The sequence below is a fragment of the Amycolatopsis sp. NPDC021455 genome, assembly GCF_040640995.1.
Lineage (GTDB): Bacteria > Actinomycetota > Actinomycetes > Mycobacteriales > Pseudonocardiaceae > Amycolatopsis.
The window spans coordinates 1-26,756 of record NZ_JBFACT010000095.1; the positions used below are offsets into that span (position 1 = coordinate 1).

Sequence of the window (26,756 nt, forward strand, 5' to 3'; positions counted from 1 at the left end):
GCCCGGCGCGGGCCGCCCCCGCGCCCCCCCGCCCCCCCCCGCCGGAACCGCGTCGTGGTCAGAGCAGCCGCAGCAGAGCCGGTGTCCAGGTGTAGCCGCCCCCCATCCCCAGCATCAGCACGAGATCGCCCGCGGTGCCGAGGCCCTCGGCCACCAGGTGCGCGAGCCCGGCGACCGGGTCGCTGGAGCCCAGGTGCCCGACCGTCAGCCCGAACTCCGTCATCGTCCGCCCGGCCGCGATACCCAGGGGCGTCAGGAAGTTGTCCCGCACGTGCGGGCGCCCGAAGAACGGCGTGAGCACCCAGCGGACGTCCTCCATCGACACGCCGGCGAAGCGCAGCACCTGCTCCACGGCGGCCACCGTGCCGCCGGTCTTGCGGCGCACCACGGCCTCGGTACCCCCGCTGCGCGCGGCGAACTGCCGCATCCGCTCGCCGAGCGCGGCCGGCTCGGTCAGCAGCGTGCTGGCCGGGGTGAACGGCGCGTCGCCGCGGATCATCCCCTCGAGCCCGGGATCCGAGTGCGACGCGCAGGCGAGGACTTTCGCGATGCCGGGGGACCGTCCCAGCACCACGGCCGTCCCCGCGTCACCGAAGATCGTGTTCCGTTCCGAGGCCCAGCGCCGGTAGCCGGGCTCGCAGAACCGGTCGCCCGAGGTGACCAGCACGGCGTCCGACGCCCGGCCGCGCCCGTCGAGGAACCGCCCGGCCAGTTCGAAGGCCGCCATCGCGCTGTTCGACATCGCGCCGACCTGGCAGGTCAGCGCGCTTCCGCCGCCGCCCACCCGGTCGAGCACGTAGCACGAGGACGGCCAGAGGTCGACGCCCTGGTGGTACACGCACGCGTGCAGGTGCAGCCGGACGCGGTCGCGGACCTGCTCCGGACCGTCCAAACCGGACGCTTTCAGGGCCCGCCGCGCCGCGGCCAGCGCCAGTTCCGGCGCCGCCCGGTCGGCGACCGACGCCGAGACGTAGCCGGTCCGGGCGGCCCACTCGGGGTCGTAGCGGCCGTCCGCGACGGCCTCCGCCGCGGGCACCAGCGTGCCGTACTCGGCTTCGACGCCCAGGACGTAGAGGCCGTCGTCAAACCGCATGCGCTTCTCCCTTTTCCGTTGCGGGCGCCCGCGCGGCGACCAGCGCGCGCAGGGCCGGTTTGTCGGTCTTGCCGACGGGCGTGCGCGGGAAGGCGCCGAAGATCTCCAGCCGTTCGGGCATCTTGAACCGCGCGGTGTCCCGGCGGGCGAACGCCGCGCGGACGTCGCCGAGGTCCAGCGTCGCGCCGGGTTCGAGGACGACGCAGACGCACACCCGCTCGCCGAGGTCCGGATCCGGCACCGCGATCGCGCTCACCTCGCGCACCGCCGGCAGGGCGCGGACCAGGGACTCGACCTCCTCCGCGGCGATCTTCTCGCCGCCGCGGTTGATCACGTCCTTGATCCGGCCCTCCACGACGAAGTTGCCGCTCGGGTGCCGCCGCACCAGGTCGCCGGTGCGGTACCAGCCGTCCCGGGTGAACGACCGCGCGTTGTGCGCCGGCGCGTTGAAGTAGCCGCGGATCGTGTAGGGCCCGCGGGTGAGCAGCTCCCCCGCGTCCCCGTCGGCGACCGGGTTCCCCCGCGCGTCCACGATCTTCGTTTCGTCGTACGGGCTGATCGGCCGGCCCTGGGTGCGGGTGAGGACCTCGGGCGGGTCGCCGGGCCGGGTGCAGTTGATCAGGCCTTCGGCCATGCCGAAGACCTGCTGCAGCGGGCCCAGCCGGGCCATCGCCTCCTCGGCGAGCGCGGGCGGCAGCACCGAACCGCCCACCTGGACGCAGTCCAAGGCCGGTGGGCCAGCGGGCCCGGCGTGGTCGAGCCACCGGCTCAGCACCGCGGGGACCAGCGCCGTCACCGTGACCCGCTCGCGCTCGATGAGCTCGAAGGCGCGTTCCGGCTGCGGCGAGGGCGCCAGCACGACGCGCCCGCCGACGGCCAGCGTGCCCAGCACACCGGGACACCCCAGGGCGAAGTTGTGCGCCATCGGCAAGGCCGCGAGGTAGACCGTGCCGGGGCCGAACCCGCAGACGCGGGCGGACTGCAGCACGTTGTAGGCGTAGTCGTCATGCGTGCGGGCGATCAGCTTCGGCAGTCCCGTGCTCCCGCCGGAGAGCAGGAACAGGGCGACGTCGCCCGGCCGTGGCCCGCCGGTCGGCAGCGGGCCGTCCGGAGCACGCCGGAGGTCGGCGTGCTCCGGTGCGACGTCGTCGCCGAACACCAGCACCGGACACGGGTCCGGCCGCTTCCCCGCGACCCGCGCCGCGAGCTCCTGGTGGTCGAACCCCCGGAACCGGTCCACCGTCGCCACGGCGCGGACGTCCGCGAGCTCGGCCAGGTGCGCGAGCTCGTGCTCGCGGTGGGCGGGCAGCGCCTGCACCGGGAGCACCCCCAGCCGCAGGCACGCGAACAGGAACGTCACGTGCTCGGCCGAGTTCGGCAGCTGGGTCAGCACCGCGTCCCCGCGGCGCAGCCCGAGCGCCGCCAGCCGGCCGGCGAGCCGGTCGGCCCGCCCGGCCAGCTCGCGGTACCCGAGCCGCAGGTCGCCGTCGACCAGGGCGGTCCGCGTGCCGTGCGTGACCGCGGCCTCGGCGAGCAGGTCGCCGAGCGGGCGCCCCCGCCAGCACCCGGTCTCGGCGTACCGGCGGGCGGCCTCCTCGGGCCACGGGACGAATCCGGGCAGCGCCACGGCGTCTCCTCTCGACGACTGCTCGCCGGCGGCTCAGGCGCTCGCCGGCAGGTCCAGGTCCGGCTGGGCGATGGTGTCCTCGTCCGCGGTGAGCAGGCCGGTGACGTACCGGCCCACCGCGGCGACCGTCGGGTGGTTCCACAACAGCGTCGAGGGCAGTTCGACGCGGAACCGGCGCTCCAGGCCGCGCCGGACGAGCACCGCCATGATCGAGTCGAGCCCCGCTTCGACGAGCGGGCGCTGCGAGCCGATCTCCTCCGGTGCCACGGTGATCTGCTCGGCCACCAGCTCCCGGACGACGTCGGTGACGTACGCCTCCAGCTCGTCCCCCGGCAGCCAGTCCCACTCGGGCACTTCCGCTTCCTGTCCACTGTGGACCGACGGGCCGGCGGGGATCCCGGCGAGGATCGCCGGGCGCGACTGCCCCGGTTCCTCCGGCAGGATCCGCAGGACGACGGCGTGCGCGCAGCCGCGGCGCCAGGCGTGGTCCCACGCCGCGAAGGCCTCGCTCGCCGTGATGTCACCGGTTCCGCGCGCCCCGAGCTCCAGGTCGATCACCGCCGACGACGTCGACATGCCGAGCCCGCGCCACGACGTCCAAGCGAGACTGGCGGTGCCGTCACCGCGGTGCCGGGCGAGCCCGTCGAGGACCGCGTTGGCCGCCGCGTAGCTCGCCTGCCCGGGCAGGCCCAGCTGGAACCCCGCCGAGGAGAACAGCACGAAGAAGTCCAGGCTGCCCACGGGGAACAGCTCGTGCAGGGCCAGCGCTCCCCCGGCCTTCGGCGCGAGCACCGCGGCCAGCGACTCCCGGTCGAGGTCGGCGAGCATCCGGCTGTCCACCACGCCCGCCGCGTGCACGATCCCGCGGATCGGCGGCAGCCCGAGTGCGTCGGGGCCCAACGCCACCCGCAACGCCCCGGCGTCCGCGACGTCCACCGCGACGGTGCGCACGGTGACCCCGCGGCCTTCGAGTTCCAGCACCGCGTCGATCCGCCGCCGGGTCCCGGGGTCGGTGACGGCGGCCCAGTCCGCCCGCGGCGGCAACGCCGTCCGCCCGGCCAGCACCAGCCGCCGGGCGCCGCGGTCCGCCAGGTGCCGCGCGACCTCCAGGCCGAGCGCGCCGAGCCCGCCGGTGACCAGGTAGGTCCCGCCGTTCGTGCAGCGCAGGACGTCGTGCCCGGCCGGGCGGTCCACCCGTTCCAGGCGCTCGACCAGGGATTCGCCGCCGAGCAGGCCGATGACCTCGCCGAGTGGCGCGGTGCGCAGCAGGCGCGGCAACGAGCTCGCGGCGCCGGCGAGCCCGCCCGGTTCGACGTCGATCACCCCGCCCCACAGGTCCGGGTACTCGGTGGCGACGATCCGGCCGAGGCCCCAGAGCGCGGCTTCCGCGACCGCGCCCGGGTCCTCCGCCGCGCGCACGCCTTCCGTGACACACCACAGCCGGGCCGGGCCGTCGCCCAGTGCGCGCACGGTCTCGGTGAACGCCCAGGCCACTTCCTCCGCCGAGCCACGCGGTGGCACGAAGACGACCGCGTCGGCGGCGGTCGCCGCGGCCGGGTCGGTGGCGAACCGGCAGGACACGCCGTCGCCCATCCCGGCCGGCACCGCCGCGAGCCGGTGGTGCGGATCCACCACGACGATCGAGTCGGCGGTGCGCGCGACGACGGCCGGGGCCGGCCGCCACACCGGCTCGTGCACCAGGTGCGCGGGCGGGGTGTCCGGCGCCGCCTCGGTGTCGAGCCTGCCGTAGGCGAGCCGCTCGAGCACCGCGAGCGTGGTGCCGTCGGCGGCGAGGACCGCGACGTCGACGGTGTCCGGATCGGCGCTCACCCGGGTGTGGATCCACGCCTCCGCCGGGACGTCTTCGCCGAAGATCTCCACCCGTCCGACGCGGGCGGGCATCCGCAGCACCTGCGGCCCCGGGAACGCCGTCGAGGCGACGGAAAGCGCCGCGTCGAGCAGCCCGGCCCAGGTGTCCGCGCCGACCCTGGCCAGCAGTTCGCCGTCGCCCTCGCGCAGTTCCCCGACCACCCAGGGAAAGCCCATCGCCGCGACGCCGACGGTCGCCAGCCGCTCGATCGGCGAGCCCGGGTCCAGCTCGGTCGCGCACCGCGCGACGACGTCGGTCAACGCGGCGGGCTCGCTCCGGCCGGGTCCGGCCGAGGAGGCGACGGTGTGCGTCAGCCAGGCGTCGGGATCGTCGGTGTCGCACAGCCTGCTGACCAGGCGCAGCGAACCGGCCTGGACGACGACCTGGACGTCCCGCGGCGCGGTGACGGCGACCGGCACCCGCAGCCCGACGTCGGTCAGCGCGGCACGCCGGTGGCCGCCCGCCGCTTCCGCCGCCGCGCGCAGGAACGTGCTCAGCAGCACGGCCGCGGGGATGATCTCGGTGCCGCGCACCGGGTGGTCGCCGGGGTAGGGCCGGTTGTCCACGTCCAGCCGGGTGTGCCAGACGTCCACCGGCGTCCCGGCCGGGACGGTGAGCCGGCCGCCGAGCAGCGTGGCGCTCGCCGGGTCGTGCACGACCGACGGGCCACCCGCCGACGCGGGCCGCGCCCGCCACAGGTGCCGGTGCCGCCAGGCGGTGACCGGCAGCCCGGCGAGCCCGCCCGCCGGCTGCAGGCGCCGCCAGCCGACGTCCAGGCCGCGCCGGTACAGCTCGGCGACGCCTTCGAGCAGCATCGTCAGCTCCGGCTTCCCCCGGCGCAGCAGGAACGACGCCGACGCGTCCTCGACCCCGTCGGCCAGCAGCGTCTCGGCGAGCGAGTGCGTGACGACCGGGTGCGCCGAGATCTCGACGAAGTGCCGGTGGCCGTCTTCGACGGCGGCGCGCACCGCGTCGGTGAACCGGACGGCCCGGCGGAGGTTGGCGGCCCAGTAGCCGCCGTCGCGCGGCGCGTCCGTCCGCGGGTCGGCCATCGCGGTCGAGTACACCGGCAGCGCCGGTGCGGAGATCTCCAGCTCGGCGCACGCCGCCTCGATGGCGGGGGTGAGCGCGTCCATCTGGGGTCCGTGGAAGGCGACGTCGCTGTTCACCGCGCGGACACCGATCCCGCTCGCCGACCAGCGCTCCTTCAGTTCCGCGATCGCCTCGGGGGTACCCGACACGACGGTGCCCGAGGGCGCCGCGGAGATCGCCGCGACGGCGTCGGGGTGCCCGTCGAGCGCGGCTTCGACCTCGGCGAACGGCAGGCTCACCATGACCATCGCGCCGCGGCCGGCGACCCGGTCGAGCAGCCGGGAACGGCGGCAGACGAGCCGGGCGCCGTCGGCGGGGCTCAGCACGCCGGCGGTCACCGCGGCGGCGATCTCGCCGACCGAATGGCCGATCACCGCGTCGGGTTCGAGGCCGTGCGAGCGGAGCACCGCGGCGAGGCCGATCTGCATGGCGAAGATGAGGACCTGGATCTCCCCGGTGCCGGTCAGCTCGTCGTCCTCGACCAGCTCCTCCGGCGTGCGGCCGAACTCGTCCTTGAGCACCGCCGCGATGTCGTCGAGCGCGGCGGCGAACACGGGTTCGTCGCGCAGCAGCTGCCGGCCCATGCCGATCCACTGCGAGCCGTGCCCGGAGAACACCCACACCGCCCCGGGCCGCGCGGGAATGGCCTCGGGCGGCTCGGCGGCGATCGCCCGGAGCCCCGCGACGAGTTCGCCGCGGTCCGCCGCGACGACGGTCCGGCGGTGCGGCAGGTGCGCACGGCGGTGCGCGAGCGTGTGCCCGACGTCGGCGAGGGGCACGTCCGCGCCGTCGCCGGACAGCCAGGTCGCCAGCCGGTCCGCCTGCTCGGCCACGGCTTCCGGGGACGCGCCGGAGACGGGGAACAGCTTCGCCGCCGGCGCCTCGGCACGCCGCGCCGACGGCCGCGGCAGCGCCGTCCCCGCTTCGAGGATGACGTGCGCGATGGTGCCGCCGTAGCCGTAGCCGGACACCCCGGCGCGGCGGGGTCGCCCCGGCGGCACCGGCAGCGGCGTCGGCTCCGCGACCAGCCGCAGGCCGGACTCGGCCCACGGGATGGCCGGATTGGGCCGGTCCGCGTACCGGCTGGGCGGGACCACGCCGTGCCCCAGCGCCAGCACGGCCTTGATCAGCCCCGCCACGCCGGAACCGGCTTCGAGGTGGCCGATGTTCGTCTTCACCGAGCCGATCAGGCATTCCGCGCCCGCCGGGCGGCCGGCGCCGAAGACCTCCGCCATCGCCCCGGCCTCGATCGGGTCGCCCATGCGCGTCCCGGTGCCGTGCGCCTCGACGAAGTCCGCGGTCGCCGGGTCGAGCCCGGCCCGTTCCCACGTCCGGCGCAGCAGGTGCGCCTGCGCCTCGCGGCTGGGGGCCATGATGCCGTTGGTCCGCCCGTCCTGGTGGACCCCGCTCCCGCGGACGACGGCCAGGACCGGGTCACCGTCGCGCTCGGCGTCGGCCAGCCGCTTGAGCACGAGCGCACCGCAGCCTTCGCCGCGGCCGTAGCCGTCGGCGCCTTCGGCGAACGCCTTGGACTCGCCGTCCGGCGAGATCGCGCCCGCCGCGTCCAGCACCATCGTCAGCCCGGGCCCCGCCATCAGCATCACGCCGCCGACCAGCACCAGCGGTGTCTCCCCGAGCCGCAGGCTTTCGCAGGCGAGGTGGAAGGCGGCCAGCGACGCCGAGCAGGCGGTGTCCACGGCGATGCTGGGGCCACGCAGGTCGAGGGTGTAGGAGATCCGGTTCGGCACCGCGCACAGCGACGCCCCGATCCCGGTCCACGCCTGGATGTTCGGGAGGTCCTCCAGCAGGCGGCGGCCGTAGTCGTCGGTGCCCACGCCGACGAACACCCCGGTGTCCGTGCCGGCGAGCGTGTGCGGCGGGATCCCGGCGCGTTCCAGCGCTTCCCACGCCACTTCGAGCATGATCCGCTGCTGCGGGTCCATTTCGATCGCCTCGCGCGGGGAAATCCCGAAGAAGTCCGCGTCAAACCCGGCGATGTCGGACAGGAAGTGCCCGGCCTGGGTGGTGCGGGCGAGCGCGGCGGCGTTGTCCGGACCGGTCGCGTAGGCGTCCCAGCGCCCTTCCGGAATTCTCGAAACGGCACTCCGCCCCTCGACGAGGAACCGCCAGAACTCCTCCGGGGAATGGATTTCGCCGGGAAACCGGCACGCCATTCCGACCACGGCGAGCGGTGTTTCGTGTGCGAGCATGACAAAGATCCCCCAACTTCGGAAGTGGGCCGCGTGTTTCGGGGAACACCGGTCGTGCCCCGGACGCGGTGGGGTGAAAAGGGAGTGGGTGCGCGGAGCGCTCAGCCGCGCTTGCGGGCGACGACGACGGTGTCGACCGGGCCGGCCTCGAACACGGACTCGACGTCGAACCCGTGCCCGGTGAGCATGGCGCGGCATTCGTCGCGGCTGTACTCGGAACCGCCCGCCGACCAGACGAGCATGTTGAGACTGGCGATGGCCGCGGCGATCCGGCCGTCGGCCTCGTCGATCATGGGGTCGTAGACGATCACCTTGCCACCCGGCGGAAGGGCGTCGTTCGCCTTGCCCAGCAACAGGTTCCGTTCCTCGTCGCCCCAGTTGTGCAGGACGTGCCCGAACACCACGACGTCGGCCTTCGGCAGCGCGTCGGCGAAGAAGTCCCCGCCTTCGAACTCGACCGTGCCCGCCAGGCCCAGCCGCCGCATGTGACCGTCGAACTCCGGCCACACCTCGGGCCGTTCGAACACGATGCCGCGCAGGTGCGGGTGCTCGCGCACCAGGTGGGCGGCGGCGTTGCCGCGGGCACCGCCGACGTCGACGAACGAGGTGACCTCGTGCCAGTCGAGCTTGGCCAGCTCGGCCGAGATGGGCGCGTTGAGCCAGTCCATCGCCGCGAGGAAGCGTTCCCGGCCGGCGGGGTCGTCGTACTGCTCCAGGTAGGGGTCCCCGGCCCGGTCGGGGCGGCGGCCCGCCCGCAGCGCTTCGGTCAGGCCGGTCCAGGCGGGGGCCAGGTCGTGGTCGAGGAACCCGACGAACGCGTCGAGCCCCGCGCCCGCCCGCGGCGTGAGGTAGCGCCCGGCGAGGGCGGTGTTCTCGTAGCGGCCGTCGGTGAGCCGGAGCATGCCCAGGCCGTTGAGGGCACTCAGGAAGTGCCGGCCCGCCCGTTCGTGCAGGCCCAGCGTGGCGCAGAGTTCGGTGGCGGTCTTCGGCCCGTCGTCGAGGAGGGTGAAAAGACCGAGCTCCACCGCCGAAGCGAGCACTTTCGCGGTCCGGAAGCCCGAAGCGATCTTGAGGATCGCGTCCGCGCTGAGCTCTTCACCTTCGTACGCCATCGTCTGCTCCCGCCTTGCGTGCGCGAAATACCGGCTCGTCAACAACAGTAAGCAAGAAGCGGGACTGATGTCAACAGAGTCACATGACTCACTTTACAAGCCGTATGACAACGCGTCGGGACGCTCGTCAGGGCGCCTTGAAGAGCAGCTGTTCCATGTCTTCGTGCGACGGCGCGGGGCCGGGCAGCCGGGCTCCGTCCGGCGCCGGGCGCATGCCGTCGACGACCAGGCGCAGGTACCGCGGCCGCAGCCGAGCCGCCTCGCCGGGGATCCGGGCGAGGCAGGCGAGCAGGTGCGATACGTCGCCGGTGGAGAGCTCCGGACGGACGGCCCCGGCACGCTGGGCGGCGGTCAGCAGCGCGCCGACCGCTTCGTCGTGTTCCCGGTGCGCCGCGGCGAGTTCCTCGGTGAGCGAAAGCTCGCCCAGGACCGCCGACAACGTCGAGCCGGCTCCCCAGTCGAGGACCCGGTCCAGGTAGGACTCGAGAGCCACGGCGGGATCGGCCTCGGCCTCGGCGACCTCCCGCGCCATCCTCGCCGTCGTCTTCAGCGCGTCGAGGCAGACGTACTCGATGAGCGCGCGCTTGTCGGCGAAGTGCCGGTAGATGGTCGCCGCGCCGACGCCGGCCTGCCGGGCGACCTCGTCGATCGGCGCCCCGGCACCCTGCGCCGAGAAGACCCTTCGCGCGGCACGGATGACGAGGTCGCGATTCGCCTGGGCGTCACTGCGCATGCCACACCCTAAGCCACAAGCCGAACGCTCCGTTCCGGTTGGCCACCGTCACACCCTTGCCCGAACGCTGCGTTCCGCTTAGCATCGACCGAAACGCAGCGTTCCGGTTAGCCGTCGGAGCCTACCGCCGGCGGGCTGTCACATCCTGTCAATAGATCGAAAAACCCGTCATGAAACGGGTCATGTCCGCCGGGATTTTCCGGTAGTCTGTCCGTCAGTTCCTGGGGGTAGCACATGAAAACGGCAGCACCGCCCGCGCATCATGCCTCCACACGTCCGACGACGTCGCCCGAGCGGAGGCCCGAGTTGGTCGATCCGGTCACACCCGCCCCGCGCATCCGGCACACCCTGTCCCTCGACGAGAACCCGTACCCGCCACCCGACGCGGTCCGCTCGGCCATCGTGGGCTCGATCGGGCGGCTGAACTGGCACCCCGACCCCACGTGCGAGCAGCTCGTCGGCGAGATAGCCCGCCTGCACCGGGTGCCGGCGGACCACGTCGTGGTCGGCCACGGGCGGCACGCGCTGCTCGTCCAGCTGGCACAGTCCCTCGTGGACGGTGAGCCGGTGCGGCTCGTCCACGCCGAAGACTCCCTCGACAGCGCGGCGGGGCACCGCCTGCCCGACGCCGTCGTCCCGGTGGCGGTACCGCTCGGCGACCCGGCCGGCGATCTGCCCGCCGCCTTCACCGAGGCCGCCGCCGGCGGCCCCGCGGTCATCCTGCTGGGCAACCCCAGCACCCCGAGCGGGACCACCATCACCCAGGAGTGCCTCGAGCGCTTCCTCGAGGGGCTGCCCGCCGGCGTGGTGGTCGTGCTCGACGAGAGCTACCGGGACTTCGCGACGAACGCCCACGTCGCATCCGGCATCCCCCTCTACGCCGGCCGTCCGGGCGTCGCCGTGCTGCGCAGCCTGTCGGCGACCTACGGACTCGCCGGGCTCAACATCGGCTACCTCATCGCGCGCGCCGAGCTGACCGACCGCCTGCACCCGTTCGCGGCGCCGTTCCCGATCAGCACCGTCGCGCAGTGCGCCGCGCGGGCCGCCCTCCGCGCCCAGGGCGAACACGGGCAGCGAATCTCGAAAATCGTCGGGGAACGGGCGCGCCTGGTCACCGGGCTGCACCGCTCCGGCGTGCCCGCGGTGCCCAGCCAGGCCAACTTCGTCTTCCTCCCGCTGGCGGAGCGCAGCACCGAGTTCGCCAGCGCCTGCCAGCGCGGCGGCGTCGACGTCCGGTTGTTCCCGAGGCGCGGCGTCCGGGTGACCGTCGGCACCCCGGAGGCGAACGACGCCTTCCTGCGCGTCGCGACCGTCTTCGCCGGGAGCGGTCAATTCCCGGGCACGGGACTTGACCGGCAGTCGAGCGAGGTTTGACAACGGGCCGCGCGACACCGTGCCGGTTGAGGGGGCCGGTGTAACATCCGGATCATGACCGACGCCACCTTCGGCCGCAGATTGCGGACCCTGCGCCTGCAGCGGGGGCTCACCCAGGAGGAGGTCGCGGGCGGCGAAATATCCACGAGTTACGTGAGCCTGCTCGAAAGCGGGAAGCGCGCGCCGACGGCGGACGTCGTCGTCAAGATCGCCGCGCAGCTGAACGTCGCACCGGAGTTCCTGCTCGGCCAGCGGGCCGAGGCCGACCTGCCGGACGAGGACACGCGCGGCGACACCGCGGCCGAACTGCGGCTCCGGCTCGCCACGGCCGACCTGCTGGCCGGGGACGCCGACGCCGCGCTCGCCGGGTTCTCCGCCGTGCACGCCGAAGCCGTCGACCGCCACCACCGGCGGTCCGCGCTGCTCGGGATGGCCGCCGCGGCCGAGGCGCTCGGCAGCTTCGACACCGCCGAGAAGCACTACACCGACTGGTTCGAGCAGGCGGGCGAGCCCGCCGAACCGGACCAGCGGCCGGACGGCTGGGTCCCGGCTTCACTGGGGCTGTGCCGTGTGCTGCGCGAGCTGGGCCGGCCGGATCAGGCCCTCGCGGCCGGGGAACGCGGGCTCGCCGCCCCGGACGTGGCCGACCCGGAGTTCCTGGAACTCGCCGCCACCGTCACCGAACTGCGGCAGGAGCTCGGCGGGCCCGCCGAGCCGCCGACCGCGACCTTCGAGGCCGCCCGCGAGCTCGCGACCGCCCGCGCTCGCGGCGACCGTTACCGGGAGGCCGGCCGGGCCGCCCGCGACGAGGGCCGCACCACCTCGGCGCTGGCCCTGGCGCGGCAAGCGGTCATCGAGTACGGCCACGAACGCACGAAAGCCCGGCTGGCCGTCGTCCAGGCCGCGCACGCTTACGAGCGCTTCCGCGTCGAAGGCGCGGGTGAAGAGGTCCTGGAGCTGATGCGGTCCGCCTTGGCGGACCTCGGCGTTCCGGGCGCCGAAACCGTCCGCGCCGCGTATACCGCGAAGCACTCACGGATGCTGCTGTCCGCCGGCCGGCTCGAAGCCGCGGAGGAAGCGGCCCGGGTGGCCGGGGCCCTGTGCCCGCTGTCCGGCCTCACGGCGCGGAACGCCCGGCTGACCCTCGCCGAGGTCCTGTGGGAGCTCGGCGAACACCCCGAAGCCGCCCGGATCCAGGAAGAAGTCGCGGAATCCGACGTCGAAGAGGGGCGGCCGAACGACGCCGCGAAGGTTCTCTTCGGACTCGCCGACGGCTACGAACGCGCGGGGGACACGGCGGCGGCGCTGCAGACCTACCGCCGGGCGACCGCGGTGCTGAACCTGACCGCCTGAGTCACTCCGCGGCGGCGAGGTCGTCCAGCGTCTCGCGCAGCCACTCGCGTTCGGACTTGCGCGTGGCGCTCGCGATGCGCAGCATGCCGCGGCGGTACCGATCCTCGATGTCCTTGCTGCGCAACGGTTTCCCGTCGCGGTAGAAGTAGCTGGCCGCGCCGTCGAGGAACTCCAGCCGCCGCCGCAGCAGCCGCGCCTCTTCCGCCGGGTCGTGCAACGCCCCGATGAAGGTGAGCAGCACGTAGAACGAGTTGCGGTCGGTGATTTCGACTTCCTGGGGCTCGCGCAGCCGCCGCGCCAGCTCGGCGCGCCCGGCGTCGGTGAGGGACAGCACGTGCTTCGGCGCGGCGCCCGACCCCGGAACGGTCTCGCTGGTCAGCAGCCCGGCCGTGCGCAGCCGCTTGATCGCGGGGTACAGCGCGCCGTCGCTGACCGGCCGGACGTGGCCGGTCAGCCCGGCGATGTGGCCTTTGAGCTCGTAGGCGTGCATGGGCCGTTCGTTGAGGAAGCCCAGGATGGCGAGGGTGAGCAGAGCGATCTTCTCCTTCCGGTACGCCATGCTAGCCGCCGTCGCCCGCCCCGGTGACCACCACGATCTTCCCCACCGCCCGGTTGCTCTCCATGTGCCGGTGCGCGTCGGCGATCCGGTCGAGGGTGAACACCCGGTCGATCACCGGCCGGTACAGCCCGCGCCGGACGTCGTCGACGATGCCCTGCAGCCGTTCGCCGCAGGCGGCCGCCGAAATCGTCCGGCTCGAGAACGTGGTGAGGTAGGTGCCGGGCAGGATCGCGTCGAGCGGCTCGAACTCCGGGATCCGCCAGGTGTCGGACAGGATCCCGCTGTGGCACAGGATCCCGCCCGGGGCGAGCAGCTTCAGCGCGGCCAGCACGGCGACCCCGCCGACCAGGTCGAGCACGCGGTCGGCACCGCCGGGCCACACCCGCGCGATCGCGGCCGGCAGGTCGCCGTCCTCGACGACGACGTGGTCCGCGCCCAGTGCCCGCAGCGCGGCGACCTTGGCCGGGTTCCGGGTGGTGGCGGTGATCCGCAGGTTCTCCGCCCTGGCCAGTGCCAGCGCCGCGACCCCGACCGACGACGTCGCGCCGCGGATGACGAGCCGGTCGTCCGGGCGCAGGCGCAGGTTGTCCAAGGAGCCCGCCGCGGTCAGGTAGGTCTCCGGCAGCGACGCGAGGGTCGGCCAGTCCAGATCCGTCTCCAGCGGGATGACGTGCGACTGCGGCAGCAGCGCGTATTCGGCGTAGCCGCCGTCGAACTCGCGGCCCATGCCGCCGACCACCCCGGCGACCACGGTGCCCGGCGCGAGCCGGGCGGTCCCGGACTCCTCGACCGTCCCGACGCACTCGATGCCGAGCACCCGCGGGAACCGCACATCCGGCGAGTGGCCTTGCCGGGTGTAGATCTCCGACCGGTTGAGGCCGAACGCGGCGATCCGCACCAGCACCCAGCCCGCGCGGACCGCCGGCCGCGGCCGCCGCTCGACGCGCAGGACGTCCGGCCCGCCCGGACCGTGCGCGACCGCGGCCCACATCCAGGGCCCGGTCACGGCTTGCGCGGGATCGCGAGCGCGGCGACCACCGCGGCGAGGGCGAACGCGGCCCCGACGCCGAAGGTCAGCGCGTAGCCCGACGCCAGTGCCGCGGGCCCGGTCCCCGCCGCGGCGGTGCGGGTCGCGGCGATGGTGCCGAGCACCGCGATGCCGAGGCCGAGCCCGACCTGCCGGGTGGTGTTCACCAGCCCGGACGCCACCCCGGCGTCGGCCGGGTCGGTGACCGCCGTCGACGAGAGCGCGACCGGCGTCATCGCCAGCCCGAGCCCGAAGGTGGCGAGCACGCTGGGCACGATCAACCCGGTCAGCACGGAGCCGCCGGTGGCCGCGAGCGCCATCCACGCCAGGCCGGCCACCGAGATCGCCGGGCCGCCGAGCATCAGCGGCCGCGGCCCGGTCCGGGCCAGCAGCCGGGTCGACAGCTGCGCGCCCAGCGCCAGCGCCAGGCATTCGGGCAGGAACGCCAGGCCGGTGTCCACCGCGGAGAACTCCTTCACGCCCTGCAGGAACAGGGACTGGAAGAAGAAGCTCGGGAACACCGCCAGGCCGAGGAAGAACATGGCCAGGTTGCCCGCCGACACCGCCCGCGAACGGAACAGCCGCAACGGCAGCAGGGGTGCCCGCGTGCCACGGGCCTCGTGCAGCAGGAACCCGGCCAGCAGCACGACGGCGAGAGCGAGCGGCACCAGGGTCGCGGGGGCGCTCCAGCCGTGGTCGGCGACCGCGATGGTGCCGTAGACGAGCGCGGTGAGGCCCAGCGTCACGAGGATCGCGCCGAAGGCGTCGGCCGCGCGGCGAGCGCCCGCCCGCGGCAGGTCGCCGATCATCAGCCAGGCGGCGACGATCGCCAGCACGCCGATCGGCAGGTTCACGTAGAAGATCCAGCGCCAGCCGGCGAGTCCGGTGAGCAGGCCGCCGAGCAGCGACCCGGCCGCGGCACCGCTGCCCACGACGGCGCTCCACGCGCCCATCGCCCGGGTCCGGCGCGGTCCGGCCGGAAACGACGTGACCAGGACGGTGAGGATCGCCGGGGAGAGCACGGCACCGCCGAGTCCCTGCACCGCCCGCGCGGCGAGCATGGTCTCGGCGTTCGGCGCGATCCCGCACACCAGGCTGGCGGCGGTGAACGCGACGAGCCCGCCGATGAACGCGCGCCGCCTGCCGAACAGGTCGGCGAGCCGCCCGCCGAACAGCAGGAACCCGGCGTACGCGAGCGTGTAGGCGTTCGGCACCCACTGCAGGCCGGCGCGGGTGAAGCCGAGGTCGTCACGGATCGCGGGCAGCGCCACGTTCACGATCGACACGTCCAGCAGCACCATGAACTGCGCCAGGCACAGCAGGGTCAGCACCGCCCAGCCGGGCGCCCGTCGTGGCCGGGCCGGGACGGCCGCCGTTCCTCGCACATCCGCCTCCGCGCTCATGCGGATCCCTCCTCGGTCTAGTACCTCGAATCGAGGTAGCTCTATTAGAGGTATACCAGACGCTCGCGCCACTGTGAACCACCCGTGTCAACCTCGGGAGCCTCGGCGTTACAACCCGATGCCGTTGTCAAATTACTTGACAAGAGAAGGATTCCCGATACTGTGACAACTTGTCAAATCCGGCGCGTCCCAGGCCGGGGCGCCCTCGCGCACGACGTTTGGAGCTTCCGATGAAGTACGGCATCTCGCTGCTGCCCGACAGCCGGGCCGCGATCCGCCCGGCCGCCCAGTACTACGACGACGTGCTCCGCCTGGCCGAGCTGGCGGACCGCCTCGGCTTCCACTACGTCAAGATGACCGAGCACTACCTGCACGAGTACGGCGGCTACTGCCCTAGCCCGCTGAACTTCCTCACCGCGGTCGCCGCGCGGACCGAGCGGATCCGGCTGATGACCGGCGGGATCCAGGCGTCGTTCCACCACCCCGTCCAGCTCGCCGCCGAAACCGCCCAGGTGGACGTCCTCAGCGGCGGCCGGCTCGACGTCGGTTTCGCGCGGGCGTTCCTGCCGTACGAGTTCCGCGCGTTCGGGGTCGACATGGACACCAGCCGCGCGCAGTTCCAGGCGACGCTCGACGCGGTCCAGCGGCTGTGGACCGAGACCAAGGTCAGCGAGCGGACGCCGTTCTTCTCCTACGACGACGCGACGTCGTTCCCCGCCCCGGTGCAGGCACCGCACCCGCCGGTGTGGGTGGCCGCGATCATGTCGCCGCGGAGCTTCAGCTGGGCCGGCGAAAAGGGCTTCAAGCTGCTGATGGCCTCGCCGCCGCAGCCGGACGACATGGCCAGGGCGGGCGAGCTGGTCAAGCTCTACCGCGACGCGTTCACGGCCGCGCACGGCGAAGGAGGCCCCGAGGCCGAGGTCGGGCTGAGCATTCCGCTGGTGGTGGCCGACACGGACGAGGAGGCCGCGGAGATCGCCACCCCGCTGCTGCGGGCGCACTGGGAGGTCTGGGGCGAAGCGGCGGAATCGGTCCTCACCGTCGACTCCCCCGATTACCAGGGTTACGGTGCCGTCATCAGCAAGACCCTCAACCGCGGCGACTCGGAAGTCCTCGACGGCGCCATCACCGGTTCCCCGGCCACCGTCGCGGCCAAAGTCGGCGAACTGCGGGACGCTCTTTCCCTGGACACCATCGTCTGGCAGATCGATTTCGGCGGCCAGCCTTTCGAAGTGATGGAACGCAGCCTGCGGCTGTTCGCCGAGAAATCTCTTCCCCTCGTCAAGTGAAACACCCGAAGGGCCGTTGCCGGAATTTCCCGGCGGCGGCCCTTCGCGTTTTCAGCGGTAGGAGCCGCGCACGAACAGCAGCGGGCCGCGGCGCCGGAGCTCGGCCGCGGCGACGACCGCGCCGACGACGATGTGGTGGTCTCCCGCGTCGTGCACCTCGTCGAGGACGCAGTCCACGTACGCGCAGGCCGCCGCCAGCACCGGAGCGCCCGTGACCACGGTGAGCAGGTCCTCGCCGGCGAACCGGTCGACGTCGCGCAGGCAGAACCGCCGCGCCACCCGCTCCTGGTCGTCGCCGAGGAAGCTGATCGCGAAGTGCCCGGACTCGGCGATCCGCGGCCAGGTCCGCGAGTTCCGGGCGATGCAGAACAACACCAGAGGCGGATCGAGCGAAACGGAACTGAAGGAGTTGACCACCAGACCGGCCGGGCCGGTGGCGGTGTCCGTGGCGACCACGGTCACGCCGGTGGCGAAATTACCGAGCACACGCCGAAGCGCGACACTTTCGACGACGGAGGACATGACCACTCCCCGAGAAGGACGGAAAAGGAAAGAGCGGATTCGCTGCCGTGAATTCTAACAACGCCGGTATCGGCGAGTCAATTTCTCCAATTCCGCTGAATTCTCGCCGCAGAATCAGGAAATGTCCTCGCCGACGGTCAGCCCCATCGCGGCCGCCGCCCGGCGGTAGGCCGCGAGCGCCTCCGCGACGTCACCGACGCGCTCCCGCGCTCCCGCCAGCTCGAGGTGCACCTGGGCGCTCAACCGCGGCAGCCCCGCCTCGGCGAAACCGCGTCCCGCCCGCTCGTAGCAGGCGTCGGCCTCGGCGAGCTCTTCCCGTCCGCGGTGACAGCGGCCGAGCAGCAGTTCGGCCCGGGCCCGGCTCAGCCGCCACGGCGGGCCCAGCCGGCCCAGCGCGGCTTTGGCCAGTGCGAAGGCGCGATCCTCGTCACCGGCCTCGGCGACCAGCGTCGCCAGCGCGATCTCCGCGTGCGCGATGTGCGGCGGATGCGCCTCCGCGGCGAGCCCCGCGACGGCCGCCTCCGCGTTTTCGACCGCCCGGGTCAGCTCCGCCGGCTCACGCCTCGCGAGCGTGACCGCTTCGCACGCACGGACGCGCGCGAGGTCACGCAGCTCGGCTTCGACCGTGGCGCTGAGCACCGCTCGCTCCGCGAGCGACAGGGCCAGCTCGATCCGGCCGAGCTCCTTGGCCTGACGGCTCGCGGAGAGGTATCCGGCCTGCCACCCGGCCCGGTCGGCGGGCACCGGGGGCAGCGGGCCGGACGCGGCGTCACCGAGGTCGTCCCGCATCTGGGCGAGCAGGCTCGCCAGCTCGAGGCCGGCCGGCGTGCCGGCCAGGCCCGGCGGTCCGGCCTCGGCGAGCACCTTCTCCGCCACCTCGACGGCTTCGGCGACCCGGCCCAGCTCACGGGCGCAACGGCAGAACCCGGCCGTGACGGCGAGCCACCGGCCGTAGCACCCTTCCGGTGATTCGTCGCGCAACTCCAGCCACTGCGCGTAGGCATCCGCGGCGTCCTCGAGGTACCCGGCGCGCTCCCGCGCCGCGGCCGTTCCCGCGAGCGCGTCCAGCCGCGCACCGGCGGACGCGGCCGAGCTCTCCCACACCGCGGCGAACCCCCGCAGCGCGGCGGTGGTGTCCCCGGCGAGCAGGTCCGCTTCGGCGTAACGCAGTTCCAGCTCGATCTCGGCGTCCCGCGCGTCCGCCCCGGCGAACCAGCCGCCGGGCCCGTCGTTCCGGGTGTCGACGAGCAGTTCGGGCGCGACGTCCAAGCGGGCGGCGAGCTTGAGCACGGCCTCCGAGGTCGGCGGCCGCTTCCCGCTCTCCAGCAGGCTGATGTAACTCGTGGACAGCCCCTCGCCGGCGAGATCGGCCTGGGTGAGCCCACGCTGCAGGCGGACCGACCGCAGCTTGCGGCCGAAGTTGTCCTGCGGCATCACGGTGGTCCCTCCCGCCGGGCCGGGACGTTTACAAGGTTGACTGATGGCGAGGAGTAATTTTACTTGTGTCATACCCACCGTGGTCAAGACGTCCACACCCATGGCGGAACGCGTCATACCGTCCGCACGCACATCCGGCAGGAACCCGGCTCTCCCGGCACCGACTCGGCGGGTGTCGCGCACATCGCGGTCGTCCGCGCCACTACGTCGAGCAACGCGTCGTTCGCCTCGGGCAGCCCCACCGAGATCCGCACCCCGCCTTCCGGGTACAGCTTCACGTCGACCCCCGCCTGACGGCAGGCGAGAGCGAAGTCGACGCTGCACCCGCCGAGCGGGAGCCAGACGAAGTTGCCCTGGCTTTCCGGGACGTCGTAGCCCATGGTGCGCAGTCCCTCGGTGATCCGGCCGCGTTCGTCGACGACCCGCCGGATCCGGGCACGCAGCTCGGTCTCGGCCGCCAGGGACGCGAGCGCGGCCTGCTGGCCGAGCGTACTGACCGCGAACGGCGAGGCCTGCTCGTGCATGAGGTCCACCAGCGGGACGGCGGCGATCGCGTACCCCACGCGCAGGTCGGCGAGCCCGTGCGCCACCGAAAACGTCTTCAGCACCACGAGGTTTTCGTACTCGTGGCAGAGGTCGACACCACTGGCGACGGCCGGATCGGTCGCGTAGTCGTGATAAGCCTCGTCGACGACGACCACGACTCTTTCCGGTACGCGATCGAGGAACCGGCGCAATTCTCCGTCGGCAATCGCGGTTCCGGTGGGGTTGTTGGGATTGCACAGGAAAACCAGCCGCGTTTGCTCGGTCACGCGATCGGCCATGGCCTCGAGGTCTTGGCGATAGGCGGTGTCGAGCGGAATCCGCACGCCGGTCATCCGGGTCATCCGGCTCAGCGCGGCGAATCCTTCGAACGACCGCCAGGGGTAGATCATCTCTTCGCCGGGGCCACGGGCCGCGACGGCGCGGACCAGCTGCCGGGCCACGCCGAGGCTGCCGGGCCCGACCACCACGTGCTCGTCCGGCACCTGGTGGCGACGGGCGAGCTCCAGCGCCAGTTCGGTGCAGGTCGGATCGGGATAGCGGTTGACGCGGCCCAATGCCGAGTTCAAAGTGCGCAGGACGGAAGGCAGTGGTGCGTAAGGACTTTCGTTCATCGACAGCACGTGCGCCGGGCGTTCGCCGGCGTGTCGCCTGCCGAAGTCCGATCGGATGTCGTTCATCGATCCCCCCAAAGCGACCCGACCGGCAGATACCGGTCACAATGGTCTCGACGCGACGATGCGCGTTGTTCCACACCTACGGCATCGCCGCTCCGGGCGTCAACTATATCGATGTATCGACGACGGACCAAACTCACAAATCGGTCGAAATTCGCTTATTCAACCGGCGTTCGATTCTTTTACCGGCCACCGTTTCGCGGGATCAGTCGCCTTCCGCGGTCGACATGACCTTCAGGTCCGCGCCCGCCGCCTCGAACCTGCCCCGCGGATCGGCGACCAGCTTGCGGCGCTCCAAATCCATCAGCCCCAGCGTGCAGGTGATCTCCGCGGCCAGGGTCCCGTCGAGCTTCACGATGTCCGAGTCCATCTTGAACGTCTTGCCGCCGCCGAACTTGACGTCGCACGTCACGTCGACCACGTCGCCCGCGCGCAGCTCGCGGCGGAACACCACGTGGGTTTCCAGCAGAACCGAAGCAAGCCGCTCCTGCCTGAGCCCTTCGAGGCCGCCGGCCGCTTCGAACAGCTCAAGCCTCGAAACCTCGCCGTAGGAGTGGTACACGGCGTGGTTGAGGTGGCCCAGGGTGTCCAGCTCGTAGTGCCGGACCTTGATCCGGGTCCGGAACGGCTCGCGATCGGTCACCCGCCCACTGTAGGTCAGGCTTCGTAGAAGAGGTGCTCCACCACGGTGTGCGCCCGCCGCGTGATGCGCCGGTACGTGTCGAGGAACTCGCCCGGGTCGTCCACCGCCGACTGGCCGAGCACGCGGGCCACCGCCGCCAGGTCGCGGCCCGAACCGGGGACCTCGTCGACGGCCTTGCCGCGCACCAGCATCCCGGCGTTGCGCACCCGCGTCGCCAGCAGCCACGCCTCCCGCAGCGAGTCAGCCTGCGCCTGCTCGGCCAAGCCGGCTTCCGGCAGGCACGCCAGCGCGTTCAGCGTCGACGTCGTCCGCAGCGCCGGGATCTCGTGCGCATGCTGCAGCTGCAACAGCTGGACCGTCCACTCGACGTCGGCGAGGCCGCCGCGGCCGAGCTTCGTGTGCCGCGTCGGGTCCGCGCCGCGGGGCATCCGCTCGGTCTCCACCCGGGCCTTGATGCGGCGGATCTCGCGCGCCTTCGTCGCGTCCAAGCCGCCTTCCGGGTAGCGGATCGGGTCGATCATCGCGAGGAACCGGCCGCCGAGCTCGTCGTCGCCGGCGATGAACCGCGCCCGCAGCAGCGCCTGCGCCTCCCACACCTCGCCCCACCGCGCGTAGTACGCGCGGTACGACTCCAGCGTCCGGACCAGCGGCCCGCTCCGCCCCTCCGGCCGCAAGTCGGCGTCGACGACGAGCGCCGGGTCCGAGCTCGGCGCGCCCAGCATCTTCCGGACGGTCTCCGCGACCGACGAAGCGAACTTCACGGCGTCGGCGTCCGAAACCCCTTCGGACGGCTCGCACACGAAGAGCACGTCGGCGTCGGAGCCGTAGCCGAGTTCGGCGCCGCCGAGCCGGCCCATCCCGATCACGGCGATGCGCGCCGGCGTCCGGCCGAGTTCGGCCTGCCGCTGGCGGAACGCCGCGGCCAGCGCGCCCTGCAGCACCGCCACCCAGACGCTCGACAGGGCTTCGCACACCGCGGGCACGTCGAGGAGCCCGAGCAGATCGGCACAGGCGACGCGCAGCAGTTCGTGCCGCCGCAGCGAACGCGCCGCGGCGATGGCGGCGTTCAACCCGGGCTGACGCCGGACGGCGGCACGCAACGACCTCGCCACCTCACCGGGCGTGCGGCCCAGCAGCCGGGCCGGGTCCCCGAGCAGCTGCAGCACCTCGGGCGCGCGGACCAGCAGGTCCGGCACCAGCCGCGACGTCCCCAGCAGAAGGGCCAGGTTCTCGACGACCGTGCCTTCGTCGCGCAGCACCCGCAGGTACCACGGCGTGTCTTCGAGCGCCTCGGACACCTTCCGGTACGACAGCAGGCCGCCGTCGGGGTCGGGCGTGTCGGCGAAGAGGTCGAGCAGCACCGGCAGCAGCGCCTGCTGGATCGCGGCGCGGCGCGAGACGCCCGACGTGAGGGCCTTGATGTGCTGGAGCGCGCCGTCGGGCGCGGTGTAGCCGAGTGCGGCCAGCCGGCTGGCCGCCTGCTTGGTGGTCAGCCGCAGGGCCTCGGTCGGCACGTTCGCCACGGACTGCAGCAGCGGCCGGTAGAAGATCTTCTCGTGCAGACGGCGGATGCCCTTGCCGTGCCGCCGGAACTCCGCGAGCAGCGTCTCGCCCTGGCTCTTGCCGCCGCTCGCCTTGATTCCGCTTGCGCGAGCGAGGATCCGCAGCTCGCCGGTATCGGACGCCGCCGGGAAGAGGTGCGTCCGGCGCAGCCGCCGCAGCTGCAGCCGGTGCTCGATCAGCCGCAGGAACTCGTACGACGCGCCCAGCTCGGCGGCGTCCTGACGACCGACGTACCCGCCTTCACCGAGGGCCGCGAGCGCGTCCATCGTGGACGGCGAGCGCAGGTTCGCGTCGATCCGGCCGTGCACGAGCTGCAGCAGCTGCACGGCGAACTCGACGTCACGCAGGCCGCCGCGGCCCAGCTTCAGCTCGCGCTCGGCGTGCTCGGACGGCACGTGCCCCTCGACGCGGCGGCGCATCTGCTGCACCTCGCCGACGAAGTTCTCCCGGTCGGCCGCCGACCACACCAGCGGCGCCACCATCTCGGCGTACTGGCGGCCGAGCTCGGCGTCGCCCGCCACCGGACGCGCCTTGAGCAGCGCCTGGAACTCCCAGGTCTTGGCCCACTTCTGGTAGTAGCCGTGGTGGCTTTCGACGGTGCGGACCAGCGCGCCGGCCTTGCCCTCGGGACGCAGCGCCGCGTCGACCTCGAAGCACGCTTTCCCGACGACCCGCATCATCGTGCTCGCCAGCCGCGTGGCGGCGCCGAGGTCGTCCCCGCCGACGAAGATGACGTCGACGTCGCTGACGTAGTTCAGTTCCCGGCCACCGCACTTGCCCATGGCGATGATCGCGAGGGTGCCCTCCGCCGAAGCGCGGACCTCGGCTTCGGCGACCACCAGCCCGGCGGCCAGCGCGGCCTCGGCCAGCTCGGTCAGCTGCGCGGCGACCTCGGCGTAGCGCGGGTGCTCGAGCCCGGCCTCGACGACGTGCCCGAGGTCGGCGGCGGCGATGCCGAGCAGCTGGCCGCGGTAGGCGACCTTGAGCGCCTGCTCGGCCTTGAGCCCGGTGAGCACCGAACCGTCGTCGTTCACGAGAGCCGCGCGCAGGGCTTCCCGGTAACAGGCGGCGTCGGTGCACTTGTCGCCGGTGAGCGAGCGCCAGTGCTCCGGGTTCGCGCCGAGGAAGTCGGCCAGCGCGCTGGACGTCCCGAGCACGCCGAGCAAGCGGCCGCGGAAGGTGCGGTTCGCGCAGAGCTGTTCCGCGAGCGGCGCCCACTCGGCGTCGCTCGCCTCGCGGATCCGGTCCAGGCCGCGCAGCGCGAGGTCGGGGTCGGCGGTGCGGGACAGCGCCGAAAGCACGTCGGTGGCCGACGCGACCGGACCGCCGTCGTCCCACCAGCCGGCCGCGCGCAACTGCCCCTCGGCACGGGCGTCGGTGAAGCCGTACCTCGCCGCCGAAGCGGTCGTTCGCGCGCGGTCTGCCATCACCGACCACCGTAGCCGGGGAACAGGCCTCAGGCGGCGAGCCGGCCCGGCTCGGTTCCGGCGGGGGTCGGCTCGGGCACGTGGAAGCTGTGCGCGGTGACGGGGTGCCGTCGCGAAAGCAGCCAGATGCCGAGACCGACGCCGATCCCGACCACGCCGACGGCGACGGTGCCCGCGGTGCCGAGGGAGGCGACCTTGCCGGAGATCGCGCCGACGATCGCGGCGGCGGGCAGCGTGAACAGCCACGCGACGACCATCCGGCCCGCCATCCGCCACCGGACCGGCGCGTCGCGGCGGCCGACGCCGGAGCCGACGATGCCGCCGGAGCACACGTGCGTCGTCGACAGCGGGAAGCCCAGCCGTGACGAGATCAGGATGACCAGCGCCGAGCTCGTCTGGGCGGCGAAGCCCTGCGGGCCCTCGATGTCCGTCAGGCCCCTGCCCAGGGTGTGGGTGATGCGCCAGCCGCCGAGGTAGGTGCCGAGCGCGAGCGCGCACGCGGCGCTGACGATCACCCAGACGGGCGGCGAAGCGCCCGCCGGGAGGCTGCCGGCGGTGACGAGGGTGAGCGTGATGACGCCCATCGTCTTCTGCGCGTCGTTGGTGCCGTGGGCGAGCGAGACGAGCGACGCCGAGACGATCTGGCCGACCTTGAACCCGCGGGTGGCCGGGCGGCGCCGGACCAGGAAGCGGTACACCAGGTAGGTGGCGACCATGGCGACGACGCCGGCGATGACCGGGCTCGCCGCGGCCGGGATCAGGACCTTCTCGACGATCTTTCCGAAGTGGACCGAATCGGCGCCGGCCGAGATCCAGGTCGCGCCGATCAGGCCGCCGAAGAGCGCGTGCGACGAACTCGAAGGCAGCCCGACGAACCACGTCACGAGGTTCCAGACGATCGCGCCGATGAGCCCGCCGAAGACGATCGACGGGCCGATCTTCGTGTCGTCCACCAGCCCGCTGGAGATCGTCTTCGCGACCTCCACCGAGAGGAACGCGCCGACGAGGTTCAGGATCGCCGAGATCGCGACCGCCACGCGGGGCTTGAGGGCCCCGGTGGCGATCGACGTCGCCATCGAGTTCGCGGTGTCGTGGAACCCGTTCGTGAAATCGAAAACCAGGGCCGTGACGACGACGACCACGACCAGCAACGAGGGGTCCACCCCGACCTCCGAACCCTTGTGGGGACTTCTTCCGCAAGGTACCTGACGGGTGCGCCCGGCGTTAACAGGACGTTGCTGGTTGTGACCCTTGTCGTTAAGCCAGCGGCAAAGTGCGTTGACTTCCCGCGGCCGGTTCGAGTTCTCCCGCGGCCAGCCGGACGAACCTTTGTGCGAAGGGACGCCAGGTCTCTTCGATGTCCGCGTGCACGGTGACCAAGGCGTCGTGCTCGAGCGCGCCGGGGCGGGCGAACTTCGCCTCCCCGGGGGCTTCGGCGGCCCAGCTCTCGACGACGGCGGGCGTCGTCTCGATGTGGAACTGGACACCGTAGACACAACGGCCGAGCCGGTAGGCCTGGTGCGCGTAGCGCGGTGAGGACGCGAGCAACTCGGCGCCGGGCGGGAGCCGGGTGATCGCGTCGGTGTGGAACTGGAGGACGTCCTGCATGAGCGGCAGGTCGGCGAACAGCGGGTCGGTCCACGCCGCGTCCTTCTTGCTGACGAGGTGCGGACCGACCTCCGGCCCGTCGGGGCCTTCCTCGACGCGGCCGCCGGTCGCGACGGCCAGGAGCTGGCCCCCGAGGCAGATGCCGAGGGTGGGCAGGTTCTTCGCCGCCGCCTTGGCCAGCAGCCGCCGGACGTCGGCCAGCCACGGGTGCTTGGCGTCGTCTTCCGCGGCCATGCCACCACCGAGGCAGAGGACGCCCTGGTAGCCGTCGAGGTCGGCCGGCAGCCCGCCGTCCGGCTGCAGGCGGACGTCAAGCTCCGCGCCGGCGTCGGTCAGCCAGTCGCCAAGGGGGCCGATCGGGTCCGACGGGTCCGGCTGGATGATCAGCAGTCGTGTCACGCCTTCCAGGGTAGGTCAGCAGGCACAGCGAATTCCCGGTGCTTTGTCTCCTTCTGTCGGGTATCCCGCGGCGATCCAGGCGGTGATGCCACCGGAGAGCCGCTTCACCTGGAAGCCGAGCTCGGCGAGCTTGAGCGCGCCCTTGGTGGCGGCGTTGCACTGGGTACTTTCGCAGTAGCAGACGTAGACGAGGGTCTTGTCGAGGTGCGCGGTGCTTTCCGGCGTCAGGTCGCGGTAGGGCAGGTTGATCGCGCCGGGAATGCGTGCCCGGGCGAAGGCCTCGGGCGCCCGGGTCTCGACGACGGCGTAGCCGTCGGTGCGGCCGGCCTCGAGGTCCCGGACGAGGTCGTCGGGATCGACCTCGAAGCCGAGTTCGGCTCCGAAGTACTTCACGGCGGCGTCCGGCGCCGGGGCGGGGACGGCGAGCGTGCGTGCGGTGGTCATGCGGTAAATCCTGCTGGCGGCGGCGCCTCCGGCACAGGGCAGAATCGGGGTGGGAGCCCGGCCCGGCCGGGGATTTCCCTGTTCTGGCCGAGCGAATCCGGGAGAGTTGCGGTGGACCCCCTCGACGACGTCGACTGGCACCTGCTGGAGCTCCTCCAGGCCGACGGCCGCCTGAGCTTCACGGAACTGGGCCGCCGGGTGTCGCTGTCGGGTTCGGCGGTGACCGAGCGCGTCCGCCGTCTCGAGGAGCGTGGCGTGATCACCGGCTACGCGGCCAGCATCGACACGACGAAACTCGGGTTGCCGATCGAGGCGTTGGTGCGGGCCCGGGTGCGGAGCCTGGACACACCGCGGTTCCGGACGGCGGTGCTGCCGCTGCCGCAGGTCATCGCCGCGGACCACGTCACCGGTGAGGAGTGCTGGATCCTGCGGGTGCTGTGCCGGGACACGGCGGAGCTGGAGGCGTTGGTCGAGAAGGTCCAGCGGTACGGGGAGACGACGACGTCGCTGGTGTTGTCGTCGCCGTTGCGCCGGCGTCCGCTGGCCCGGCCGGGGTCGGTTTGAGGCATCACGCGTGTCCGGAGGGGCATCACCCGTGATCGGGGAGGCATCACGGCGTCGGCCCTGGGGCGGGATTCGCGTGTCTCAGGCCGGAACTCGTGTGATCCGGAAGCCGACACGCGTGATTGAACGGTCGACTCACGTGATTGGAGGGTCGACACGGGGGGGTCTGGATATGAAGAAAGGGCCT

The 26,756-nt window shown here is 72.9% G+C and carries 20 protein-coding genes; 4 read left to right on the top strand and 16 right to left on the bottom strand.

Translation table 11 applies throughout. From position 1 onward, the window contains the following. Positions 1–58 precede the first annotated feature (58 nt). The 5 genes from AB0G28_RS45505 to AB0G28_RS45525 form a co-directional block, all read right to left on the bottom strand. On the bottom strand, positions 59–1,093 hold the full coding sequence (locus AB0G28_RS45505) for a 3-oxoacyl-[acyl-carrier-protein] synthase III C-terminal domain-containing protein (protein WP_361104522.1): 1,035 nt from the start codon (positions 1,091–1,093) through the stop codon (positions 59–61). Next, positions 1,083–2,720, bottom strand: coding sequence for an AMP-binding protein (locus tag AB0G28_RS45510; protein WP_361104526.1), 1,638 nt, complete (start codon positions 2,718–2,720; stop codon positions 1,083–1,085). The genes AB0G28_RS45505 and AB0G28_RS45510 overlap by 11 nt, the downstream gene beginning before the upstream one ends. 33 nt (positions 2,721–2,753) lie before the next feature. Then, the gene (locus AB0G28_RS45515; RefSeq protein ID WP_361104529.1) at positions 2,754–7,892 is read right to left on the bottom strand and encodes a type I polyketide synthase; all 5,139 of its coding nucleotides are present in this window, start codon (positions 7,890–7,892) and stop codon (positions 2,754–2,756) included. A 101-nt stretch (positions 7,893–7,993) separates the two neighbouring features. Continuing rightward, on the bottom strand, positions 7,994–9,004 hold the full coding sequence (locus AB0G28_RS45520; protein ID WP_361104532.1) for a methyltransferase: 1,011 nt from the start codon (positions 9,002–9,004) through the stop codon (positions 7,994–7,996). A 127-nt stretch (positions 9,005–9,131) separates the two neighbouring features. Continuing rightward, positions 9,132–9,737 (bottom strand): helix-turn-helix domain-containing protein, encoded by a 606-nt coding sequence (locus tag AB0G28_RS45525; protein WP_361104536.1) that lies wholly within the window; start codon positions 9,735–9,737, stop codon positions 9,132–9,134. A gap of 306 nt (positions 9,738–10,043) precedes the next feature. Here AB0G28_RS45525 and AB0G28_RS45530 point away from each other — a divergent pair, with 306 nt between their 5' ends. Continuing rightward, a complete protein-coding gene (locus AB0G28_RS45530) occupies positions 10,044–11,111 on the top strand; it encodes an aminotransferase class I/II-fold pyridoxal phosphate-dependent enzyme (RefSeq protein ID WP_361104539.1) in 1,068 nt (355 codons plus the stop codon). 54 nt (positions 11,112–11,165) lie between these two features. Continuing rightward, positions 11,166–12,464, top strand: coding sequence for a helix-turn-helix domain-containing protein (locus AB0G28_RS45535; protein ID WP_361104542.1), 1,299 nt, complete (start codon positions 11,166–11,168; stop codon positions 12,462–12,464). A gap of 1 nt (position 12,465) precedes the next feature. Here AB0G28_RS45535 and AB0G28_RS45540 read toward each other — a convergent pair whose 3' ends face one another. Genes AB0G28_RS45540 through AB0G28_RS45550 form a run of 3 tightly spaced genes read right to left on the bottom strand, consistent with a single transcriptional unit; the run spans position 12,466 to position 15,453 of the window. Further along, positions 12,466–13,023: a PadR family transcriptional regulator gene (locus tag AB0G28_RS45540; RefSeq protein ID WP_361104544.1), complete on the bottom strand. Its 558-nt coding sequence runs from the start codon at positions 13,021–13,023 to the stop codon at positions 12,466–12,468. 1 nt (position 13,024) lies between these two features. Further along, entirely contained in the window at positions 13,025–14,029 is a 1,005-nt protein-coding gene (locus AB0G28_RS45545; RefSeq protein ID WP_361104547.1) for a zinc-binding dehydrogenase, read from the bottom strand. Further along, complete coding sequence (locus tag AB0G28_RS45550; protein WP_361104550.1) at positions 14,026–15,453, bottom strand: MFS transporter; 1,428 nt, start codon at positions 15,451–15,453, stop codon at positions 14,026–14,028. Before AB0G28_RS45550 ends, AB0G28_RS45545 begins: the two co-directional genes overlap by 4 nt. A 230-nt stretch (positions 15,454–15,683) precedes the next feature. Between AB0G28_RS45550 and AB0G28_RS45555 the strand changes: the two genes are divergently transcribed. Further along, positions 15,684–16,742 carry an LLM class flavin-dependent oxidoreductase gene (locus tag AB0G28_RS45555; protein ID WP_361104553.1) on the top strand — a complete coding sequence of 353 codons (1,059 nt, stop codon included), beginning with the start codon at positions 15,684–15,686 and terminating at the stop codon, positions 16,740–16,742. A gap of 51 nt (positions 16,743–16,793) precedes the next feature. Here AB0G28_RS45555 and AB0G28_RS45560 read toward each other — a convergent pair whose 3' ends face one another. The 8 genes from AB0G28_RS45560 to AB0G28_RS45595 form a co-directional block, all read right to left on the bottom strand. Continuing rightward, positions 16,794–17,264, bottom strand: a complete 471-nt coding sequence (locus tag AB0G28_RS45560) for a flavin reductase family protein (RefSeq protein WP_361104556.1) — start codon at positions 17,262–17,264, stop codon at positions 16,794–16,796. A gap of 114 nt (positions 17,265–17,378) precedes the next feature. After that, complete coding sequence (locus AB0G28_RS45565; protein ID WP_361104559.1) at positions 17,379–18,698, bottom strand: helix-turn-helix transcriptional regulator; 1,320 nt, start codon at positions 18,696–18,698, stop codon at positions 17,379–17,381. A gap of 116 nt (positions 18,699–18,814) precedes the next feature. Further along, the gene (locus AB0G28_RS45570) at positions 18,815–19,924 is read right to left on the bottom strand and encodes a histidinol-phosphate transaminase (RefSeq protein ID WP_361104562.1); all 1,110 of its coding nucleotides are present in this window, start codon (positions 19,922–19,924) and stop codon (positions 18,815–18,817) included. Positions 19,925–20,126: 202 nt separating this feature from the next. Then, a complete protein-coding gene (locus AB0G28_RS45575) occupies positions 20,127–20,564 on the bottom strand; it encodes an acyl-CoA thioesterase (protein WP_361104564.1) in 438 nt (145 codons plus the stop codon). A gap of 14 nt (positions 20,565–20,578) precedes the next feature. Beyond that, positions 20,579–23,554 (bottom strand): bifunctional [glutamine synthetase] adenylyltransferase/[glutamine synthetase]-adenylyl-L-tyrosine phosphorylase, encoded by a 2,976-nt coding sequence (locus AB0G28_RS45580; protein WP_361104567.1) that lies wholly within the window; start codon positions 23,552–23,554, stop codon positions 20,579–20,581. A 29-nt stretch (positions 23,555–23,583) separates the two neighbouring features. Further along, positions 23,584–24,717 carry an inorganic phosphate transporter gene (locus AB0G28_RS45585; RefSeq protein ID WP_361104570.1) on the bottom strand — a complete coding sequence of 378 codons (1,134 nt, stop codon included), beginning with the start codon at positions 24,715–24,717 and terminating at the stop codon, positions 23,584–23,586. Positions 24,718–24,811: 94 nt separating this feature from the next. Continuing rightward, on the bottom strand, positions 24,812–25,561 hold the full coding sequence (locus AB0G28_RS45590) for a type 1 glutamine amidotransferase (protein WP_361104572.1): 750 nt from the start codon (positions 25,559–25,561) through the stop codon (positions 24,812–24,814). Between the two features lie 15 nt (positions 25,562–25,576). Further along, positions 25,577–26,005 carry a rhodanese-like domain-containing protein gene (locus tag AB0G28_RS45595; RefSeq protein ID WP_361104575.1) on the bottom strand — a complete coding sequence of 143 codons (429 nt, stop codon included), beginning with the start codon at positions 26,003–26,005 and terminating at the stop codon, positions 25,577–25,579. A 111-nt stretch (positions 26,006–26,116) separates the two neighbouring features. Between AB0G28_RS45595 and AB0G28_RS45600 the strand changes: the two genes are divergently transcribed. Beyond that, positions 26,117–26,569 (top strand): Lrp/AsnC family transcriptional regulator, encoded by a 453-nt coding sequence (locus tag AB0G28_RS45600; RefSeq protein ID WP_361104578.1) that lies wholly within the window; start codon positions 26,117–26,119, stop codon positions 26,567–26,569. Positions 26,570–26,756: the final 187 nt, after the last annotated feature.

Coding starts and splice junctions, on each gene's coding strand:
- AB0G28_RS45540 (WP_361104544.1), bottom strand. CDS start 13,023: ATGGCGTACCGGAAGGAGAAGATCGCTCTGCTCACCCTCGCCATCCTG.
- AB0G28_RS45535 (WP_361104542.1), top strand. CDS start 11,166: ATGACCGACGCCACCTTCGGCCGCAGATTGCGGACCCTGCGCCTGCAG.
- AB0G28_RS45515 (WP_361104529.1), bottom strand. CDS start 7,892: ATGCTCGCACACGAAACACCGCTCGCCGTGGTCGGAATGGCGTGCCGG.
- AB0G28_RS45580 (WP_361104567.1), bottom strand. CDS start 23,554: ATGGCAGACCGCGCGCGAACGACCGCTTCGGCGGCGAGGTACGGCTTC.
- AB0G28_RS45565 (WP_361104559.1), bottom strand. CDS start 18,698: ATGCCGCAGGACAACTTCGGCCGCAAGCTGCGGTCGGTCCGCCTGCAG.
- AB0G28_RS45525 (WP_361104536.1), bottom strand. CDS start 9,737: ATGCGCAGTGACGCCCAGGCGAATCGCGACCTCGTCATCCGTGCCGCG.
- AB0G28_RS45560 (WP_361104556.1), bottom strand. CDS start 17,264: ATGTCCTCCGTCGTCGAAAGTGTCGCGCTTCGGCGTGTGCTCGGTAAT.
- AB0G28_RS45520 (WP_361104532.1), bottom strand. CDS start 9,004: ATGGCGTACGAAGGTGAAGAGCTCAGCGCGGACGCGATCCTCAAGATC.
- AB0G28_RS45550 (WP_361104550.1), bottom strand. CDS start 15,453: ATGAGCGCGGAGGCGGATGTGCGAGGAACGGCGGCCGTCCCGGCCCGG.
- AB0G28_RS45570 (WP_361104562.1), bottom strand. CDS start 19,924: ATGAACGACATCCGATCGGACTTCGGCAGGCGACACGCCGGCGAACGC.
- AB0G28_RS45595 (WP_361104575.1), bottom strand. CDS start 26,005: ATGACCACCGCACGCACGCTCGCCGTCCCCGCCCCGGCGCCGGACGCC.
- AB0G28_RS45505 (WP_361104522.1), bottom strand. CDS start 1,093: ATGCGGTTTGACGACGGCCTCTACGTCCTGGGCGTCGAAGCCGAGTAC.
- AB0G28_RS45555 (WP_361104553.1), top strand. CDS start 15,684: ATGAAGTACGGCATCTCGCTGCTGCCCGACAGCCGGGCCGCGATCCGC.